The following is a 20009-nucleotide window of genomic DNA, read 5'->3' on the forward strand; positions in this document are numbered from 1 at the left end:
GCATTGGGGAAAGACACTGGATGATGGCATCGACGGAACATGGATTTTCACTGATTGAAGTATTGATCTCGGTTTTTGTCTTGGCAGTTGGTGTGATCGGTGCGGCCGGTATGCAACTGACCGCTTTGCGGACGACGCAACAATCTGTATTTCAAACCAAAGCATTGCATCTTGCGACGGAAATGGCAGACAAGATGCGCGCCAATGTCACCCAGATGCAACTTGACGATGCGATCAATCCATATTTGCGCGTCGACTATCAATCATCTTCAATCACAACATCTCATCAATCTACCCATCATTGCTACGGTACCGATACGCATTGTGATGCCGGACAGCTAGCCAGTTTTGATATCGAGCGATGGTTGCGGCGTATCGATAAGGAATTGCCTGGTGGACGCGTACGTATTTGTCGAGATGCCGAGCCATGGAATACGGCAAACCTCCATTTCAATTGGGATTGCGTAGCGGCGAACGGGATGGCATCGATTGCATCATTGGTAATCAAAATCGGTTGGCCGGATAAAAATCATGATGGCAGGTCGACTGGCGAGAGCAGCAAACAATTTACGCCAACTATAGTGCTGACTGTTGCACCGTATGCCAAATGAAGCGGGGGAATTCAACTCGTTGCTTGCAAGTGATTGGCATGTCACGTCAACAAGGATGGACGATCGTTGAGCTAATGATCGCCATGACGCTGGGTTTGTTCATCCTCCTAACGGTAACCGGCTTGCTGTTATCGAGCAAGGCTGCTTACGTCGCGCAGGATCAGAGTGGCCACGTCCAGGAAACGGGGCGCTATGCGATGGAAATTTTATCGCGCGCGATACGCCAATCTGGTTATGAAAACTGGAATAGTGAATGGATGCCTGTTCTTGCTACCGCAGACTTTAGCCCGAGCGTGATGGGCATGGATGCGATGACCTTGAAGAAAACAACGGCTGGACTGGAATCACCTGTCTCTTCGTCTTCCGACGTGGTCAATGGTAGCGATATTCTGGCCTTGCGTTTCTTCGGTGATGGCGATGTTGTCCTTAACTGTGCAGGCTTGATCGTTCCTGCTGCAACATCAACAGTTGATGCGGAGCAGGAACGAGGCTGGAGCATCTTCTTTGTAGCAAAGGATAGTGCAGGCGAACCTGAGCTGCGTTGCAAATATCGTTCCAAAACAAGTTGGAATGCCGACGCTATTGCGCGTGGTGTGGAATCCTTTCAGGTCTTGTATGGCGTCGATGTAGATGGTGACGGTTTGCCTGATCGTTTTATCAATGCCAGTGCAGTCGACGATTTGGATGATGGCTTGTTGTTGACGGGCGTTAACGCCGTGGCACGTGCAGCAGACAAAAATCGCAAGACGCATTGGAAGAAGGTGCGTTCAATCAAATTTGCATTATTGATACGCGGCTCGCAAACAGCGCGTGATGATGCCCTGATTGCCGAACACGATTTGTTTGGTGCTGAATACGCGAATATGCATGCAGCCAGCGATAAAGGTGTACGTCTCAAGGAAGATGCACTGCCGAGCGCCATGCGCAATCGGATCAGGAAGGTTTTTACGCAAACCATACAGTTGCGTAATGATGTCGCGGGTAGTGGTGCGTGAGAGCTTGTTTGGCATCGTGCCGACGTCATCAGTATGGCGTGACTTTGGTCGTCACGTTATTGATGCTGGTTGTGGTTTTGCTATTGGGGATTGCCGCGGCGCAGATTGCCTTGCAGGGTGAGAAATCATCACGCAACGATAGAGATAGGCAGATTGCTTTTCAGGCTGCCGAAGCTGTATTGCTGGACGCAGAAATGGATATTGAGCATTCGCCGGATGCGGATAGATCACGTAGCTATATTTTCTCCAGCAGCAGTGCGCTTGGTTTTCCGGGGGAAGCAGATGCTGCTTGCGGTAGTGGTACACAGAATATTTATCTGGGTTTGTGTCGCTCTGCGGCAGAAGGTGTTGTACCCGTATGGCAGACCGTCAACTTCATGGATGGGGATGATAAAACAAGCCACTCGGTGCCATACGGCAGATTTACAGGACAGTCTTTTCAAACTGGTGCCGGTTCGTTGTCGGCCAGAGTACCTCGTTACATCATCGAATTGATGACGCATAGAAAGGTCGGCGAGAGCACTGATCAAGCTGATTATCTCTATCGGATTACGGCTATCGGTTTTGGTACGCGCGAGACGACACAAGTGGTATTGCAAACGGTTTATCGCAAGGCTGGTCGATGAGCGTTCGTTTCGTTCTTTCGTTATTCATTTTCATAAGCACTCATGCGATTGCAGTGCCGGAAGTTGACCTCGCCAGTTCCCTCTTGATTTCTATGCGTTGTACTTCTGATCCATCAGGGAAATTAACCATTTCAGGTGCGACGGTATCTACAGATGGTGCACATCTGTATCAGACAGGACTCAATCCGCTGACATGGAGCGGCAGTTTGAAGAAATTGTCGTTAAAGCAGACAGGTAGCCGCGGTGCTGCAGCACTATCTGCCGAGTGGGATGCGGCAGATATCTTGACTGGTAATGGACTGGTTCCGGCGAGACCGGATGCAGATGCGCGTCGTATTTACACTGCAAGAATAAACGCCGATCTATCGTTAAGCATGATTCCGTTCTCTTGGACTAACTTGTCCATTGCGCAAAGAGCTGCGCTGAATACCTCGCCACTTAATAGTGCTCATGATGACTTGGGCGAAAAGCGTCTGTATTATTTACGTGGTGGCCGTAGATACGAAATAGGTCAGGCAGAGGGCATCTTCCGTGCACGTGATCGCGTGCTTGGTGCGATTGTGCATAGCGCTCCGGTATTTGGTGGCGCGCCTTCCAGCAATGTGCAAGGCGTTGATTATCGTGAGTTTCATGAAGCAAATAGGGCGCGTCGTCCAGCGGTGTATGTAGGAGCGAGTGACGGTATGTTGCATGCCTTCGATGCAACGACTGGTGAAGAGCTATTTGCTTATATCCCCCATGCATTGTTTGAGCGTCTCGGGCAATTGACATCACCGAATACTGCTTATGTTCCGTATGTGGATGGTGCGATTACGGTCGCAGAGGCACGTATAGGCAAGCAATGGAGCAGCGTGCTGGTGTCCGGCATGGGCGGCGGTGCGCAGGGAGTGTTCGCACTGGATGTGACTGTGCCGGAGCAATTTGAGAAGGGAGCGGGTGTTCTATGGGAATTTACCGATGCAGATGATCCTGACATCGGTAATCTCTTTGCTCCGGCAGCCATTGCAAAATTCAAAATGAGCGTCGTCAAAGGCGTACCTACGTACCGATACTTTGCCGTCGTTACTAGCGGACTGAATAACTACCGTGATGACGGTAAAGGCAAATTCAATGTAAGTGCATCAAACGCACTTTTCTTGCTGGCTTTAGATAAAGCACCATCAGAAAAATGGGTAGCAGGCCTTAATTATTTCAAATTTATTGTGCCAATCAGCGATCAAAATTTGCCAAATGGCTTAGCTGCGCCTGCATTCACCCTTGCCGGGGACGGCGCAGTGGATGTTGTTTATGCAGGTGATTTGCAGGGAAATATGTGGCGTTTCGATTTCAGCGGAAGCGCACCGTGGCTGAATGTCTTTGGTGGTGCATCACCAAAGCCTTTATTTGTCGCGGTGGATGCCAACAAGAATAGACAAGCCATCACACAAAAGGCCAATGTCGTCTTTGCGCCTGAACGCGGTTATCTAGTGTCGTTCGGTACGGGGAAGTTTATGGAGGCAAGTGATCTTCAGGAAAACGCTTTCAGAAAACAATCCTTTTACGGGATTCTAGATAATGCAGGCGAGAAGATCGCAGGACGTCAGCAGCTAGCAGAAAGACGTTTGGCAGTCAGTACTGCTCGCAACGATACGCTGGAAATTAGTGGCGACGTTTTCAAATATGGCAGCGCTGGTTCTGGCGAGAAGGGCTGGTACTTCGACTTCATTGATTCCGATAAAACAGGTGAGCGCAGCATCAGTTCCGCACAAATTATCGATGGAAGATTGTTCTTCAATACCTTGATTCCCAGTAATGATCCTTGTAAAAGCGCGAGTGGACGTTCCTATGTTCTGGATATCTTCACTGGTTTGTCTGCCATTGCAAACTGGACGGGCTATTTATCAAACATGAGTGTGGCGAATGTTCCGATGATGGTGATAAGCACTTCAAGCGAAGTGACGGAACGAGATGCCACTGGCAAGCGTCGCATCAAGGAAAAACTGGAAGTTATCGATCCTCTTACCGGCAAGGTAAAAGAGGTGATCGTACCGACCAAAGAAAACGTACTTGAGACAGTCAAGACGGCTGGTCGCCTAAGCTGGCGTGAAATCGTCAACTGGGTCGAATTGCGTAGCTCTCTTAACAAAAAATAGGACGACATCATGCGAAACAGTAGCGGTTTCACAATGATAGAAGTGATGGTTGTATTAATCATCATGGCAGTTCTTTCTGCAATTGCCTTCCCGTCATATCAGGAGTCAATATTAAAGACGAAACGGGCAGAGGGACGCGCAGCATTGATGAAGACGATGCAACAGCAAGAACGTTATTATTCTTTGCATACGACTTATATGCCGTTTTCTTCAACATCCACAGATGTAAACGAAAAGAGATTCAACTGGTTTTCTGGCGAACACGCGAAGGTGAGTGCTTATGAAATTAGCGCACAGGCATGCAATGGGGAAGAAATCCGTACTTGTGTTCTATTGATCGCACAGCCGGGAACGGCTAAGGTAAATGCCAGCTATCGTGATCCAGTCTGTGGTCAATTGATGTTGACCAGTACTGGCGAAAAATCGGCTGGTGCAAATCATTGTTGGTGATGTCATGCATTCTAAAATCAAATGGTGCAGTGGATTCTCCGTTGTTGAGTTGATGGCAATACTGGCAATCGTGGGAATTGCCTTGTCTATAGGCATTCCCAGTTTTCGCAGCATGATACAAAACCAACGATTGGCAACAGCGACGAATGCCTTGTTTATGTCGGTTAATCTGGCACGTTCGGAAGCGATACATCGCGGTACGCGTGTCGATCTGGTGCCTAAAGATGGATTGAAATGGAATAATGGCTGGGTCGTTTTCATCGATGAAAACAATAATCAACGTCCGGATGCGGATGAAATCATCGTGTATTCGCACGATGCGTTGGATCGTGAGATGCGGATCACGCCCAGCTTTACCGATTCGAAAGTACAATATATCGCATTCAATGGCACTGGACGCACGCGCACCAATGCGAGCAGCCAGACTTCGCAATCGGGGAATTGGTTGCTGGAATTGGGGCCGCAATCGCGCAAGATCGTGATCAATTTTCTCGGTCGGCCACGTGTGTGTAATCCGGCCAAAGAAACGGCAACTTGTTGATCAGCATCAGCGACAGTTGCATATACCAATTATTTATCACCATACACAAAGAGTCTCGTGGAAATTCATAGCGACGTACAAGGTATCCGCCTGGCATTGGAGCTTGCCGCCAAAGGCATGTTCACGACGACGCCTAACCCGCGCGTTGGTTGCGTCATCGTCAAGGAAAACAAAGTCATAGGCACCGGTTATACGCAACCGGTCGGTCATGCACATGCCGAAGTACAAGCGCTGAACGATGCAGCTGATCGCGGCTTCGATGTGGCTGGTGCAACTGTGTATGTGACGCTGGAGCCATGCAGCCATCACGGCCGCACGCCACCTTGTGCTGATGCCTTGATTCGTGCGCGTGTGGCGCGCGTGGTCGCGGCTATCGCCGACCCGAATCCATTGGTGGCAGGGCAAGGATTGGCGCGACTGGAAGCAGCGGGAATACAAGTCTCATGCGGCGTGCTGGAAGAGGAAGCGCGCGAAATCAATATCGGCTTCCTGTCACGCATGCAGCACGGCAAGCCGTGGGTGCGCATGAAGTCGGCGGCTAGTCTGGATGGCATGACCGCGCTGCATAACGGTATTAGTCAATGGATTACCGGAGATGAAGCGCGTGCCGATGGTCATTACTGGCGCGCACGTGCTTGCGCCATTCTGACCGGCATAGGCACCGTGATGGAAGATGATCCGCAACTGAATGTGCGTGCCATCGATACACCACGCCAACCGCAACGCATCGTGATCGATAGCCATTTGCAGATCAGTACACATGCGCGCGTGTTGACGGGTGGCGGTACCTTGATCGTGGCGGCACAAGCCAATCCCGAAAAAGAAAAAATTCTGCGTGATCTAGGCAATGAAGTCATCGTCTTGCCGAATGCCAGTGGCAAGGTCGATTTGGCAGCACTGATGCTGGAACTAGGTCGTCGCCAAATCAATGAGCTACATGTGGAAGCTGGCTTCAAATTAAATGGCTCCCTGATTCGTGAAGGCTGCGTCGATGAGCTGCTGGTTTATTTGGCACCGACATTGCTGGGCGATGCGCAGCGCATGTTTAATCTGCCCGTGCTGGAGTCGCTGGAGCAGAAAAAGAATCTGACTTTCCATGAGGTCAAGCAGATCGGTCCCGATTTGCGTATCCTTGCTCGTTTCATCTAACTTATTTCGTTTTCATCATGTTTACTGGAATCGTCGCCGCCATCGGCAAAATTACTACCATTTCTCCTCTCGGCGATGCTGCTGCGGGGCATCGCCTGACAGTCGATGCGGGTGGCTTGCCACTGGCCGATGTAGCCTTGGGTGATTCGATCACTTTGAACGGCGCATGCATGACGGTGGTGGCCAAGACAGACAAGCAATTCGAGGTTGATGTTTCTCGTGAGAGCTTGAATTGCACGGCTGGGCTGGATGCAGTCGGTGAAGTCAATCTGGAAAAAGCAGTCACCTTGTCAGAGCGCCTTGGGGGCCATCTCGTATCCGGCCACGTTGATGGTTTGGGCGTTGTCAGCAAGTTCGAGCCAGTAGGTGAATCGTGGCTGCTGGCTGTAACTGCGCCTAAAGAATTAGGTAAATTTATCGCGGTAAAAGGTTCTATCGTGATCAACGGTGTATCGTTGACGGTGAATACTGTTGCCGATAGTGCTGATGGCTGTACCTTCTCTGTGAATCTGATTCCGCACACCGTTCAAGTCACTACGCTCAAGCATTTGAAAGTGGGTAGCAAGGTGAACTTGGAAATAGATTTGATCGCACGCTACGTTGAGCGCATGCTGAGCGCAGCCAAATAAGTATTTGAATTCAACAAAAATCCATGAGAAGCAAGTTTGCTCCTCATGGATTTTTTTTGAATCTAATGCTTCAGTTTTTGCCACGCCTGCTTATCCCAAGTAATGCCATGGCTATAACTTTAATATCTTGCTCACTTTGGCACGCCGGATAGTGTTTTAAACGTGACGTATTGGCTTGCAGATCGACAGCTTAAAACACCCAGCGATAGTTGGCCGCTAGCCAATATGATGGTGCTTCTCCTTGAGTTGTTGCATTCAGCATCACAGAAGTCATTCCATTACCGACTTTGCTTTCGATTCCCAGTCCAACGCGTAACCACTTCTGCATCAAATTCTGTCCCGGGAAAGTGAATGGTCCGCCACCTGCGCCGATGATTTGACCACTAGTAGTTGTTCCCGTGTTTTCAAAACGATGCGCGGCTTCCATGCGACCCAAGATGTTAATAGAGTCATTGAGTGGGCGGACTGCATCTATACCGATACGTGCTGTGGTCGCATGTTCAGTGCGTTCGTTCCACAGCACCGGGAAGCCATTACCTTGTTCTGTATATTCATCAATACGCGTTTTCATATATGTAAGGCTGGCGTATGGTGTCAGTTTGTTCTTGCCCAACGCAACGGCATCTTTCCAGTCCAAACGTATGCGCGCACCCAATGATTTCATATCCGGAGCGCCATATGTGTGTGTCATTGTTCCTGCATTCAGATACGCACGGTCAAGGCGCAAATCTCCGCTTCCGTAATAAGCACTTAGCGTTGCAAATACAGACGTATTCGGTAGCAACAGGATTAACTCGGGTAATACATATGTACTTTGGGTTGTCGTATCGCCACCCAATCCCGTACTTGCACTACTGTATGTGCGGCCAACTGCCATATTCAACTGTGCAGATGTATTAAAGCGATGAGCGTAACCGACTTCTGCTGCACCCAGCTTACTATCATAAGCACCATGATCTTGACGACCCACATCGCCACTGGTCCATATGCTGGAACGTCCTGCAGGCAAGAGTGAGCGCATCGGATTGCCATGTATGCCATGCATGACAAGGTCAGCATCGTTGTGAGCCAATAAGGCAGAATTGGCCACGCGCTGTAAGCCGGCTGTGAATTCTGGGACGTTAATCATGCCCGAGCCCATGCTAGTGACGCGAGCAATGAAGGCTGAGTCATTATCGAGGACCCCTGCCACAACGTTGCCATCGGCACTAACGACACGTGCATCTTTAGTATTTTGGCCAGTAACAGTTACGCCGTTCGCAGCCAGCCATTGTTCGATGGATTGCATGCCAGTGGCCTCAGTCCATCGAAATGCGCGATCAGCACCGCTAGCTAGCTGACTTTTTCCGACGACAACATCACCAACGGAATTAACACTATGTGCGAAGGAGGTAGTGCCACCTAATGTGCCAAGGTCGGTCATTGCATTGCTAGCTTCGGTCCAACGGAAAGCGTGATGTATATTGCCGCCAATGTCAGATTCTCCGACAACTACATTGCCAGCGGAATTGACAGCATTTGCAGACGCGGTAGTGCCGCCTAATGTGCCGAGATCGATCATAGTATTGCTGGCTTCAGTCCATCGAAATGCGCGGTCATCAGCGCCAATCTTACTTTCTCCGACGACCACATTACCAGCTGAGTTAACGGCATTGGCAAAGGAAGATGTGCCACCTAATGTGCCAAGGTCGGTCATTACATTACTAGCTTCGGTCCAACGGAAGGCGTGTATTACATTGCCGCCAATATCAGATCCTCCAACGACTACATTACCAGTGGAATTAACACCAGTAGCGATGGAGAAGCCACCTAATGTGCCGAGGTCAGTCATTGTATTACTGGCTTCTGTCCACCTGAAGGCGTGATTTGTTAAGCCGCCAGTAACGGTATCGCCCAACCAACAACCACAGTGCCGGTGGAATTGACGGCGAAGGCAACCGAGGAATCACCACCTAATGTGCCAAGGTCAGTCATCGTGCCGTTAGCTGCACTCCAGCGGAATGCACGAATGAATACATCGCCGTTAGTAAACGAATCGCCAATGACAACATCGCCGTTAGAACTGACTCCGCGGGCAAAGGAAGTAGAGCCGCCTAATGTGCCTAGCTCAATCAGTTCTGTTGCCAGTACCTGTTGTGATGCATATGCTGTAGCCACAAGCAGAAGCATGCCGATCGCACGTTGTAATTTCTTTTTCTTGTGCTTGAGTTTCATATTGCGTGCCCCTTTGACTCTACACCAGAGAATTCCTTGCCTTTCGCATGTAATAATTTTTTGTATATGCAAAGCTTCGTTTCTTTCTGTTTCTCGCATGCGACGTTTTAAAACGAAGATGTTCAGAAAAGCATAGTTCCTATACAGAGACGTTTGAGGAGAACGTCATCAAGGTGTCATAAATCTATTATGATTTTTAGTTATAGTACAAGAACTGCAATATGTAGTAGTCAAAAAACTTGTTCCTCAGATGGGAGTAACGGCGTGTTATGACTTTGAAACACGTCGCAACTGCGATAACCAGACTGCTTCTGTCAAAGCGAGCCGGATGTTCTAAGGGCGAAAATGTAATTGAATAAAAAAGGGCACCTGCAGGTGCCCTTTTTACATCCAGTGCTTGACGTCTGTTTGATAACTAGAATTGTGTTTTAAACATAGGGGCAGTGTTGGATGAGAATTAACGGTTAGCGGTGGGCTGGCAACTGATTATATCCATGCTTCACGTTGTCACTAGCAAGCGCATAGCAAGCCCGCCCATCGTCGATGAGTGTACGTTCCATGGCATAAGCCGGTGTTGATTTTCTGGAGGCAATTAATTCGATAAACCACAAGGTACGTGGTTGTTGCCCGAGCAAGTCTTCATGATTCTGTACAGTAACCTGGCTTTGGTGCCAGACGACGTTGCTGCTTGAAGGCTGATTCATCTGAAATTATTTCTGCAGCAATGTGGTGTTGGCGAGGAATTTTACTATTTGGATTCAGCCCAGGTTTTGATTCACACGACCGAGCTGGATATCTTTACAGCAGTAAAGATGCGTAGCTTGGCCCAATAGTGATGGGAGAGGAAGCCTATCTGAAAGTTTGATGCATACGATCTCACGATTGATGCACCGATATCATATCCATGCGCTACGTTGATGCACACAAATGCCAGCCGAATAGGTCGCGGTGATGGTGCGGTCATCGCCCAGCATGGCAAGCGCAAACAATTGTTCTTCAAGACTGTTGGTAGTCGCGCTGCGACGCGAGAGCAGCGGCGTGGATTGTGGATCGAGCACAATGAAATCTGCCTCGCAACCTGTTGCGAAACTACCGATGGTTCCTTCCAGTTGCAGTGCGCGCGCACCGCCCAGCGTTGCCATATAAAACATGCGCTGTGCAGCGAGGTGGATGCCGCTCATCCGTCCGACTTTGTACAGCTCGTTCATGGTTTGCAGCATGGAGAAACTGGTGCCACCACCGACATCCGTTGCGAGTGAAACGGGCATGTGCAATTTATCGGCGCCGGCAAAATCAAACAAACCGCTGCCAAGGAATAAATTGGAAGTAGGGCAGACCGTCGCCACCGAGTGTGTGGCCGCCATACGTGCGCGATCACCATCATCCAGCCAGATGCAATGTGCATACAAGGCGCGTTTGCGCATCAGACCGCAACGATCGTAGACATCAAGATAGCTGCGGCTGTCGGGAAATAATTCTTTGACCCATTTGACCTCATCGGTATTTTCGGCAACGTGAGTCTGAATATAGGTGTCCGGATATTGGGACGCTAGTTCTCCGGCCAGTTTTAATTGCGCATCGCTGGAGGTCGGTGCAAAGCGAGGCGTGATGGCGTAATGCTGGCGACCTTTGTTATGCCAGCGATTGATCAGGGTTTCGCTGTCGCGGGCGCTGCTTTCTGGTGTGTCCAGCAGGAATTCAGGCGCGTTTCTATCCATCATCACCTTGCCGGCAATCATGCGCAGATTGAGTGCATGACTGCGACCAAAGAACGCATTGACCGATTGCGGATGCACAGTGCAATAGACTGCAGCAGTAGTCGTGCCGTTGCGCAGCAATTCCGCGAGGAAGAAATCAGCTACTTCGGTCGCGTGTGCTTCATCGTCGAAGCGTCCTTCAGTTGGGAAGGTATAAGTATTGAGCCAAGGCAGCAGGCCGGATGCTGGCGAGCCGATGATGTCCGTTTGTGGATAGTGCACGTGGGTATCGATGAAACCAGGCGTGATGATCTTGCCACGCCAGTCATGGACCGTTGTGCCAGCTGGGAGCGTAGATAACAACTTGTCGTAATCGTCGGCCGCAACGACTTTGCCATCGGCGATGACCAGCAAGCCGTCGGTATGCCAGAGCGTGGCATGTTCGTCGAATGCAGGATCATTGCAAAAATGCAGCAGGCTGGCGCGGTAGGCTTGTACGTTAGAAGTCATGGCTAGTAGTAATCGGTAAAAGTAAATGTAGAGTGAGAGCTGGTTTTCAGGGCTAGGTCAGTAGCGGGAATACTTGCTCTTGATGCTTGTCGAGATGTTTGTGGCTTTGCAATTCCCATAACTGCATGAGTTGCGCAACGACCGCGATTGCAATGCTGGCAGGCTCCTTGCCATAAATGCCGGGGATGCCGATAGGGCAGGTCATCTTGTTTAATTGTTGAGCAGTGATGCCTCGATCTTGCAGACGATGTTCGAATTGCTTGCGCTTGGTGTAAGAGCCGATCAGGCCGAACCAGGCGACATCATCGCGCCGCAATATCTGTTCTGTCAGTTGTTGATCCAATGCGTGGCTGTGCGTCATGACGATAAAGTAGGCGCCGGGATCAGCCTTGGCGACGACGGCATTGGGAACATCTGTTGCTTCGATGGTGACGTGCGGTGGCAAGTCAGTCGGGAACATGTCTTCGCGTTCATCGACCCAGATGACGCGGCAGGGCAAGGTGCTTAACATGCGCACCAGTGCGGTACCCACATGTCCGGCACCGAACAGCACGACCTGTGGCTGGTGGGCGTGGCATAAGTCGAGCAACCAGCGACGTCCGTGCATATCCTTGGCAATATGCGTGGCGCTGGCAGTGCGGAACATGCTTGCCTCCAAGCCATTGTTAGGCACACTTAAATCGTATGCTTCGCCATCGATTTCATACAGCATGGATGGGTCATCCGATTCCAGCGGAACCGCACGCCAGACATTGACGCCATCACGACGGCAACGCTCCAGACCTGCCAGCATCGTCGCGGCATGCTGATCGATGATTTCAAAAGCCAGGAACACGACTCCGCCGCAGCATTGACCCAGACTCGGGCCGAGAGCGATGCGTTCGATTCTAGCCACCGGATGTTTATTGTTGTGCTCAGCCAGCATGGCGCGCGCAATCTGCGCGGCGCGCCATTCCAGATGACCGCCGCCTATGGTATCGAATTGCTGCGTGGCGTTAAACACCATGCGCGCACCAGCTTCACGCGGTGCTGAGCCCTGAATGTTGGCGACTGTTACCAGTACGCAGGGAGTGGTAGCAGCTTCCGGTTTTTGCAAGGCTTGTAACCAGGTAGTCATGGTCTTGCTCCTTCCCTAGTGCGTTGCGGCACGAACTGCATCGACCGCATCCAGTATCGCTTCGCTGGTGGCCGGTGCACGCAGTGGCGGATTGATGCGCTTGTCACCCACTGCGGCAATCGCATCGCGTATGGCCAGGAATACGGAAAACGGCAACAACAATGGTGGTTCACCAACCGCTTTGGAGCGGTGTATGCTGTCCTGCACATTGCTGTTCTTGAATAGCTTGACGCGGAAATCTGCGGGGCAATCCGAGACGGCAGGAATTTTGTAAGTGGATGGCGCATGCGTCATCAGCTTGCCCTCTTTGTTCCACCACAATTCTTCCGTAGTGAGCCATCCCATACCTTGAATGAATGCACCTTCAACCTGGCCCAGATCAATCGCCGGATTGAGCGCTTCTCCAGCGTCGTACAGCGCATCGGCGCGCAACAACTTCCATTCGCCAGTGAGAGTGTCGATCACCACTTCGGATACTGAGGCCGCGTAAGCGTAGTAATAGAAAGGATGGCCGTTCATGGTCTTCGCATTCCAATGTACGCGTGGCGTCGAGTAAAAACCGTCAGACCAGAGCTGGATGCGCGCGACGTAGGCCTGCATCACCAATTCAGGGAAGGAGATCGATTGTTCGGCTGCGCTTACTTTGCTGTCGGCGAAACTGATGGCAGTGACTTCGACGCCGAAACGCTGCGCAGCGAAGACGGCGAGACGATCACGTATCTGCAATGCCGCATGTTGTGCTGCCTTGCCATTGAGGTCGGTGCCGGTCGATGCAGCAGTAGCAGACGTATTGGCTACCTTGCTGGTATCGGTTGCGGTACAGCGTACGCGGTCCAGCTTCAGGCCGAATGCATTCGCGACGACTTGAGCGACCTTGGTGTTGAGGCCCTGACCCATTTCGGTGCCGCCGTGATTCACGAGTATCGAACCATCGGTATAGACATGTACTAGCGCGCCAGCCTGATTCAAGTGCGGTACGTTGAATGAGATGCCGAACTTGACCGGTGTCAGCGCCAAGCCTTTTTTCAGGATTGGGCTGCTGGCATTAAATGCGTCGATGGCGAGGCGGCGCGCCTGGTAATCGCTGCTGGCTTCCAGTTCGTCGACCAGCGCGTGGATGATATTGTCTTCGACCTTCTGTCCGTAATGCGTGACATTGCGGGCGTCAGGGCCGTCTTCATCACTACTGCCGTAGAAATTGACGCGTCGTACTTGCAGCGCATCTTTGCCCAGATTGCGCGCGATTTCATCGATGATGTATTCAATCGCAATCGCACCTTGTGGGCCGCCAAAACCGCGGAATGCCGTATTTGATTGCGTATTCGTTTTGCCGCACATGGCATGGATTTCAACGTCCGACAGATAGTAGGCATTGTCGAAATGGCAGACGGCACGCGTAGCAACCGGACCAGACAAGTCGGCGGAAAAACCTGCGCGTGAAATCATGTCGATCTTGGCGGCCAGAATGCGACCATCATCGTCGTAGCCTATCTCGTAATCGTAGGCAAAGCAGTGGCGCTTGCCGGTGACGATCATGTCGTCATCGCGATCGGCACGCAGTTTGACCGGACGGCGCAGACGAGCGGCACCGATAGCGGCAGCACAGGCCCACAAGGCTGATTGCGATTCCTTGCCGCCGAAACCACCGCCCATGCGGCGGCATTCGACCAGGACATCGTGTGAGGACAGATTCAAAACGTGTGCGATGTGATGTTGCATTTCGCTCGGGTGTTGCGTCGAGCAATGCACATGCATGCCGCCACCTTCTTTCGGAATGGCATAAGAAACCTGGCCTTCCAGATAAAAGTGTTCTTGCCCGCCGACATTGAAATTACCTTGCAGCTTGTGTGGGGCAGCGGTGAATGCGACAACAGCATCGCCGCGCTTCAGGTGCATAGGTGGCAGGACATAGGATTGCGCGGCATGCGCGGCGCGCGGTGTCAGTACCGCTGGCAATTCTTCATAGTCGATGACACCGAGTCGTGCTGCACGTCGTGCGGATTCGTGGCTATCGGCGATGACCAAAAAGATAGGTTGACCAACATATTGCACCAGACCATCTGCCAATATCGGATCGTCGTGAATGATGGCACCGCATTCGTTTTCACCGGGGATGTCATCGGCAGTCAGGACGGTGACGACGCCAGGTGCTGCTTTAACTTTTGTCAGATCGAGCGAACGGATGCGCGCATGTGCTTTTTGCGATAAGCCCAGTGCAGCGTGCAGAGTGCCCTGCAACTCAACGATGTCGTCTGTGTAGGTTGCTTCGCCAGTGACGTGCAGGATGGCAGATTCGTGCGGGTGTGGTTTGCCGACTGCGTTGCCGCTTTGTAGCGCGGTGGCAGAAAATTTTTCAGACATGAATAATTCGGTTTGCTTGTTCATCATGATTTCCTCAAGCAATCTGCGCAGTGGCAGTGCTTGCCGCAAAGGCGCGTAAAGAGCTTGGCGCCATGGGTGTATCGGCGCGTGTTTCCAGCCAGTAGCGATACAACAGATTTTGCGCAGTCTTCATGCGGTAGGCCGATGAGGCACGCATGTCGGACAGCGGCGCATAATCCTCGGCCAGCAATGCGATGGCAGCACGCACGTTTTCTTCACTCCATGCCTTGTCGTTCAGCGCAGCTTCGGCTGCTGCTGCACGTTTGGGCGTGGCTGCCATGCCGCCGTAGGCGATGCGCGCATGACGTACCTCACCATCAACAAGCTCGAAGGCGAATGCAGCGCAGACAGCAGAGATGTCCTGATCGAAGCGTTTCGATAATTTATAGGTGCGGAATACGACGCCAGTGCGCGGCAATGGTATCCGTACTGCTTGTACAAACTCGTTGGTTTGCAAGGCTGATTTTTGATACGCCAGATAAAAATCTTCCAGCGGCATGCTGCGTTCACCATCGACACTGTGCAACACGATGTATGTGCCGAGCGCGATCAACCAAGGCATGGAGTCACCGATAGGCGAACCATTGGCCACATTGCCGCCCAGCGTGCCTGCATTGCGCACGGGTAGTGAGGCAAAGCGTTGCCATAGTTCAGACAATTCCTCCGGGTAATGCACGTGAGCTGCGGCGTAGGATTTTTCCAGTGTGACGCCAGCGCCGATTTCCAGCCAGCCGTTTTTTTCTTCTATGTTTTTCAGTTCTTCGACCTGGCCGATGTAAATAATGTCGCCAAGGTCACGCATGTGTTTGGTCACCCACAAGCCGACATCAGTAGAGCCGGCCAGGATGCGTGCCTTGGGCAGTTCGGCGCGTAATGCTGCCAGTTGCGCCAGCGTACGCGGCGCATGAAAAGTCTGGCCAGCGTAGCTGATGCTGAGTGGTTCCTCGCGTTGCAATCCGCGCAAAGCGTCGGCAACGTGAGCGCGATCGAAATGTACTTCTGGCAGTTCACCCATGCGACGTGCCGCATCAATGATAGGGCGGTAGCCGGTGCAGCGACAGAGATTGCCTGATAAGGCATCGTCGATCTGTCTGGTGCTCGGAGCTACATTGGATTTTTCATGTTGCAGATACAAATTCCACAAGGACATGACGAAGCCAGGCGTGCAGAAGCCGCATTGCGAGCCGTGGCATTCGACCATAGCTTGTTGTACTGGGTGGAGGCAACCATCGGCCTGTTTCAAATCTTCTACTGTGAACAATGCCTTGCCATCCAGCGTGGGCAAAAATTGTATGCAGGAATTGACGGTGTTCAGTTCCAGTTTGTCGCCGCGCAGTTCGCCGACGACGACGGTGCAGGCGCCGCAATCACCTTCGGCACAACCTTCTTTGGTGCCGGTGCAATGCAGGTCTTCGCGCAAATGTTGTAAAACGGTACGGGTATTGGACTGGCCTGTCACTTCGTGAGTGGCGCCGCGGAAGTAAAAGCGAATCGGTTCTGACATGATCTGTGTGCTCTGTTGAGGTACGACGTATAGATAATTAAAAACAATCACATGCTGTTTTTATTTCTTTTGGAAATGACACAACAGCTGCTCTCGTCTGTTGATGCCATCTCTTTTCTTAACGTTGCCGCAGAATATTGCGCACCTGGTATGGCAAGAGCCGACGAGGGCGCAACATCTGCTGCTTGTTGCTTTGTTTACTTGTTCAACCCAGATAAATCAGCTTGAACATGAACAAGGCGGCAATAATCCAGATCATGAACGACACTTCTTTTGCGCGGCCGGTCAGCAGTTTCAGTGCTGCGTAGGTGATGAAGCCGAGTGCCATACCGTTTGCAACGGAATAGGTGAATGGCATGACGATGGTGGTGATGACTGCCGGTATGCATTCGGTCGTATCTTCCCAATCAATATCGCGCAGTTCTCGCAACATCAGGCAGGCAACGAAAAACAATGCAGGCGCTGTAGCGTAGGCAGGAACGACACCAGCCAACGGTGCGATGAACAGGCACAGCAGGAACAGAACGGCGATGGTGACGGCGGTCAGACCGGTACGGCCACCGGCTTGTACGCCAGCTGCACTTTCAATATAGGCGGTTGTACTGGAAGTGCCAAGCATGGAACCTGCAATGATGGCGCCACTGTCTGCGAGCAAGGCTTTATTCAGACGTTCTATCTTGCCGTTTTTCACCAAACCAGCGCGTTGTGCCACGCCCATCAAGGTACCGGTTGCATCAAACAGTTCAACCAGGAAAAAGACCAGTACTACGTTGATCAGGCCCATGCCCAGCGCACCTTTGATGTCCAGTTGGAACAAGGTTGGTGAAATCGCAGGAGGTGTGTCGAACACGCCGCTGAAATGATTGCCGCCGAAGAAGAAACTCATGACGGTCACGGCCAAAATGCCGATCAGCATTGCACCTCTTACCTTGAGGCGATCCAGTGCGACGATCACGATGAAGCCGATGACTGCCATAACGGCTGGAGCTTTATGCAGATCGCCCAGGGTAACCAGAGTGTTCGGATTAGCGACGACGATGCCCGCATTTTTCAGTGCAATCAAACCGAGAAACAGTCCGACACCGGCGGGGATCGCCGTTCGTAAGGAGTTCGGGATGCTGTTGATAATCAGCTCGCGGACCTTGAACAGACTGACCAGCATGAACAGGCAGCCGGAAATAAATACTGCGCCCAGCGCGGCTTGCCACGAATATCCCATACCAAGCACGACGGCATACGAGAAATAGGCATTGAGGCCCATGCCTGGTGCCAGGCCGATAGGGTAGTTGGCGTACAGACCCATGATCAATGTACCGATCGCGGCTGCCACGCAAGTGGCGACGAAAACCGAGTCCTTAGGCATACCCGCGTCACCCAGTATCGATGGGTTGACGAAGATGATGTAAGCCATCGTGAGGAAGGTGGTTAACCCTGCCAATAACTCGGTACGTACGTTCGTACCGTGGTCGCTTAACTTGAAATACTTGTCCAAAAATGTCATCTGCTTGTCTCCTGATTATTATGCTTTGTATGCTTGGACGTTTGCCATCTAATGTGGATGTCGTTCAGCGTATCTAATGTCGTCGAAATTTGCTTAAGCAATGTAATGCAGATGGAATATCCATTATAGGATTGCCGCTATATGGCGCAGGGCATTTCCACGGCTTTGAACACCGGCGGCGACGGTATTGCCTGATCGGTTGCAGATAAACAACTCCTGTCGGCTGGTACATGCATTGCCATCTCCTGTCCGGTGTTGTTTTCTGGCTTATTTTGCAGGTTTTTCAATATCGATTGTTGCAGATAGCAGACGTGACCGCTGGATTTTCATCTCAAATGAAAATCCAGCTCATTTCGCGTTGCTCGGCGGTGTTTGCCACGTCGTACATGATGGATGGATCGGCTGAATTGAAAGCCGATTTGTCCTTGCGTGCGGCTAGCGCAAAGCGGCTTGTCCTGCGATGGGCAAGGGCGTGTCTTTTTCTGCAACAGGGCTGTTGTTCCCACTGAGCTGGATCACGACTACACCTGCGATCAAGAGGAGGGCGCCGAGTACGCGTCCGCTGCTTAACTGCTTGGTTGCGAGGCCGAGCATGCCGAAATGATCGAGTGCCAGCGACGCGATGATTTGCCCTGTCATGGCGGCACCAACAAAGCCCATCGCTCCCAATCGCGGTATCAGCATCAGCGCCAATGAAATGAAAATGACGCCGTAGAGGCCGCCGGACCAGATCCAGAGCGGTGCTTTGGATGCAAAGTCCATGGAAGGCATGGGCAGGCGCAGCAGCAAGATGAGCGGCAGCAATACGCAGATGCTGAGCAGCAGCGAAACCAGTGTCGCCCACAGCGGATGTCCAAGGCCTTTTCCCAGTATCGCGTTGACGCCGCCTTGCAATGGCACCATCGCACCGACGCCGGCAGCGATTAGCATCATTACGAGTGATTGAATCAAATGCATCATGTATCCTTTTCATTGAAGATTTGTTGAAACTTTATTTCATCGACTCGGCAAAGTGAAATTCCATTTACCTATCCAGGACATGCATGAAATGAATACATTGCGTCGCATCGATCTCAATCTGCTGGTGATACTGGATGCCTTATTGGCTGAGCGGCATGTCACGCGTGCAGCCGAGCGTTTACATTTGAGTCAACCGGCAGTCAGCCATGCGCTCGCTCGTCTGCGCGAGTTGCTGGATGACCCCTTGCTTGAACGTGTCGGTAGTGTGTTGGTGCCTACGCCGCGTGCGCTGGACCTTGTAGAGCCGCTGGCTGAAGCGCTGGCGAAGGTGGAAGCGTTGCTGACACCGGACGTGTTTGAGCCAGCTGTGGCGAGAAGAAGTTTTCGTCTGGCGATGTCGGATTATGGCGCGGCCTTGCTGTTACCGAATCTGGTAAGAGATCTCCGCCGCGAAGCGCCGGGTATTGATCTGGTGATTACGCAAGGCAGTCGCGATGCAGTGCTGGATCAATTGCTGAATGGTGAAATTGATCTGGCCGCCGGTGTGTTCCCCAATATGCCGCAAGAGTTGCGCTCTGCCAGTCTGTTTGAAGAAAGCTTTGCCTGTCTGCTGGATAAAAGCACTTTATCGTCAGGCGGTAAATTAACTCTCGCAAATTATCTTGCGCGTCCACATGTCGGTGTTGGGCGCGGCGGCGGTGCAGTGGAGGTTGGTCAGGCACTGACTGCGATACGTGAACACAGGCGCGTGGCCGTTGCTCTGCCGCATTGGAGTGTGGCACCGCAATTGATAGCCGGCACCGATCTGATACTGACGGTTGCTTCCAGAGTTTTGCGTCAGATACGGCATCCGGAACTGGCAGTGGTTCCGGTGCCGTTTAAAGTGCCTGCGTTTTCGTTTGTGCTGGTCTGGCACCAGCGACGTGATGACGAGCAGGCACTGACTTGGTTGCGCGAGCGGATCGCGGAAAATGCCTGTGCAGATTGAAGT

Annotated in this window: 18 protein-coding genes; 9 read left to right on the top strand and 9 right to left on the bottom strand. The window is 51.7% G+C overall.

Going from position 1 to position 20009, the window contains the following annotated elements; translation table 11 throughout:
* Nucleotides 1-23: 23 nt before the first annotated feature.
* Genes pilV through BQ6873_RS17275 form a run of 8 tightly spaced genes read left to right on the top strand, consistent with a single transcriptional unit; the run spans nt 24 to nt 7133 of the window.
* Entirely contained in the window at nt 24-611 is a 588-nt protein-coding gene (pilV, locus tag BQ6873_RS17240; RefSeq protein WP_231949393.1) for a type IV pilus modification protein PilV, read from the top strand.
* A gap of 38 nt (nt 612-649) precedes the next feature.
* A complete protein-coding gene (locus BQ6873_RS17245; protein ID WP_076593759.1) occupies nt 650-1606 on the top strand; it encodes a PilW family protein in 957 nt (318 codons plus the stop codon).
* 8 nt (nt 1607-1614) lie between these two features.
* Nucleotides 1615-2232, top strand: coding sequence for a pilus assembly PilX family protein (locus BQ6873_RS17250; RefSeq protein ID WP_231949395.1), 618 nt, complete (start codon nt 1615-1617; stop codon nt 2230-2232).
* On the top strand, nt 2229-4364 hold the full coding sequence (locus BQ6873_RS17255; protein ID WP_076593761.1) for a pilus assembly protein: 2136 nt from the start codon (nt 2229-2231) through the stop codon (nt 4362-4364). The genes BQ6873_RS17250 and BQ6873_RS17255 overlap by 4 nt, the downstream gene beginning before the upstream one ends.
* Nucleotides 4365-4373: 9 nt before the next feature.
* The gene (locus BQ6873_RS17260; protein ID WP_076593762.1) at nt 4374-4814 is read left to right on the top strand and encodes a type IV pilin protein; all 441 of its coding nucleotides are present in this window, start codon (nt 4374-4376) and stop codon (nt 4812-4814) included.
* Between the two features lie 4 nt (nt 4815-4818).
* Nucleotides 4819-5355 (top strand): GspH/FimT family pseudopilin, encoded by a 537-nt coding sequence (locus BQ6873_RS17265; RefSeq protein WP_076594204.1) that lies wholly within the window; start codon nt 4819-4821, stop codon nt 5353-5355.
* A 57-nt stretch (nt 5356-5412) separates the two neighbouring features.
* Complete coding sequence (ribD, locus tag BQ6873_RS17270; protein ID WP_076593763.1) at nt 5413-6504, top strand: bifunctional diaminohydroxyphosphoribosylaminopyrimidine deaminase/5-amino-6-(5-phosphoribosylamino)uracil reductase RibD; 1092 nt, start codon at nt 5413-5415, stop codon at nt 6502-6504.
* Between the two features lie 17 nt (nt 6505-6521).
* Nucleotides 6522-7133 carry a riboflavin synthase gene (locus BQ6873_RS17275; RefSeq protein ID WP_076593764.1) on the top strand — a complete coding sequence of 204 codons (612 nt, stop codon included), beginning with the start codon at nt 6522-6524 and terminating at the stop codon, nt 7131-7133.
* Nucleotides 7134-7323: 190 nt separating this feature from the next.
* Here BQ6873_RS17275 and BQ6873_RS17280 read toward each other — a convergent pair whose 3' ends face one another.
* The 9 genes from BQ6873_RS17280 to BQ6873_RS17320 form a co-directional block, all read right to left on the bottom strand.
* Nucleotides 7324-8964 carry an autotransporter domain-containing protein gene (locus BQ6873_RS17280; protein ID WP_076593765.1) on the bottom strand — a complete coding sequence of 547 codons (1641 nt, stop codon included), beginning with the start codon at nt 8962-8964 and terminating at the stop codon, nt 7324-7326.
* Nucleotides 8965-9002: 38 nt separating this feature from the next.
* Nucleotides 9003-9347, bottom strand: coding sequence for a hypothetical protein (locus BQ6873_RS17285; protein WP_076593766.1), 345 nt, complete (start codon nt 9345-9347; stop codon nt 9003-9005).
* Between the two features lie 464 nt (nt 9348-9811).
* Nucleotides 9812-10051 carry an adenylyl-sulfate kinase gene (locus BQ6873_RS17290; RefSeq protein ID WP_076593767.1) on the bottom strand — a complete coding sequence of 80 codons (240 nt, stop codon included), beginning with the start codon at nt 10049-10051 and terminating at the stop codon, nt 9812-9814.
* A gap of 192 nt (nt 10052-10243) precedes the next feature.
* Nucleotides 10244-11554 (bottom strand): guanine deaminase, encoded by a 1311-nt coding sequence (guaD, locus tag BQ6873_RS17295; protein WP_076593768.1) that lies wholly within the window; start codon nt 11552-11554, stop codon nt 10244-10246.
* A 52-nt stretch (nt 11555-11606) separates the two neighbouring features.
* Entirely contained in the window at nt 11607-12671 is a 1065-nt protein-coding gene (gene xdhC, locus BQ6873_RS17300) for a xanthine dehydrogenase accessory protein XdhC (protein ID WP_076593769.1), read from the bottom strand.
* Nucleotides 12672-12686: 15 nt separating this feature from the next.
* A complete protein-coding gene (gene xdhB, locus BQ6873_RS17305) occupies nt 12687-15056 on the bottom strand; it encodes a xanthine dehydrogenase molybdopterin binding subunit (RefSeq protein WP_076593770.1) in 2370 nt (789 codons plus the stop codon).
* A 10-nt stretch (nt 15057-15066) separates the two neighbouring features.
* Nucleotides 15067-16557, bottom strand: a complete 1491-nt coding sequence (xdhA, locus tag BQ6873_RS17310) for a xanthine dehydrogenase small subunit (RefSeq protein WP_076593771.1) — start codon at nt 16555-16557, stop codon at nt 15067-15069.
* Between the two features lie 205 nt (nt 16558-16762).
* Nucleotides 16763-18058, bottom strand: a complete 1296-nt coding sequence (locus tag BQ6873_RS17315) for an NCS2 family permease (protein ID WP_076593772.1) — start codon at nt 18056-18058, stop codon at nt 16763-16765.
* A gap of 435 nt (nt 18059-18493) precedes the next feature.
* On the bottom strand, nt 18494-19015 hold the full coding sequence (locus tag BQ6873_RS17320) for a DMT family transporter (protein ID WP_076594205.1): 522 nt from the start codon (nt 19013-19015) through the stop codon (nt 18494-18496).
* A 91-nt stretch (nt 19016-19106) separates the two neighbouring features.
* On the opposite strand from BQ6873_RS17320, the gene BQ6873_RS17325 reads away from it, so the two are divergent.
* Complete coding sequence (locus BQ6873_RS17325) at nt 19107-20006, top strand: LysR family transcriptional regulator (RefSeq protein ID WP_197685182.1); 900 nt, start codon at nt 19107-19109, stop codon at nt 20004-20006.
* The last annotated feature ends 3 nt before the right edge of the window (nt 20007-20009 follow it).

Source organism: Herminiimonas arsenitoxidans, from assembly GCF_900130075.1.
Classification (GTDB): Bacteria; Pseudomonadota; Gammaproteobacteria; order Burkholderiales; family Burkholderiaceae_D; genus Oxalicibacterium; species Oxalicibacterium arsenitoxidans.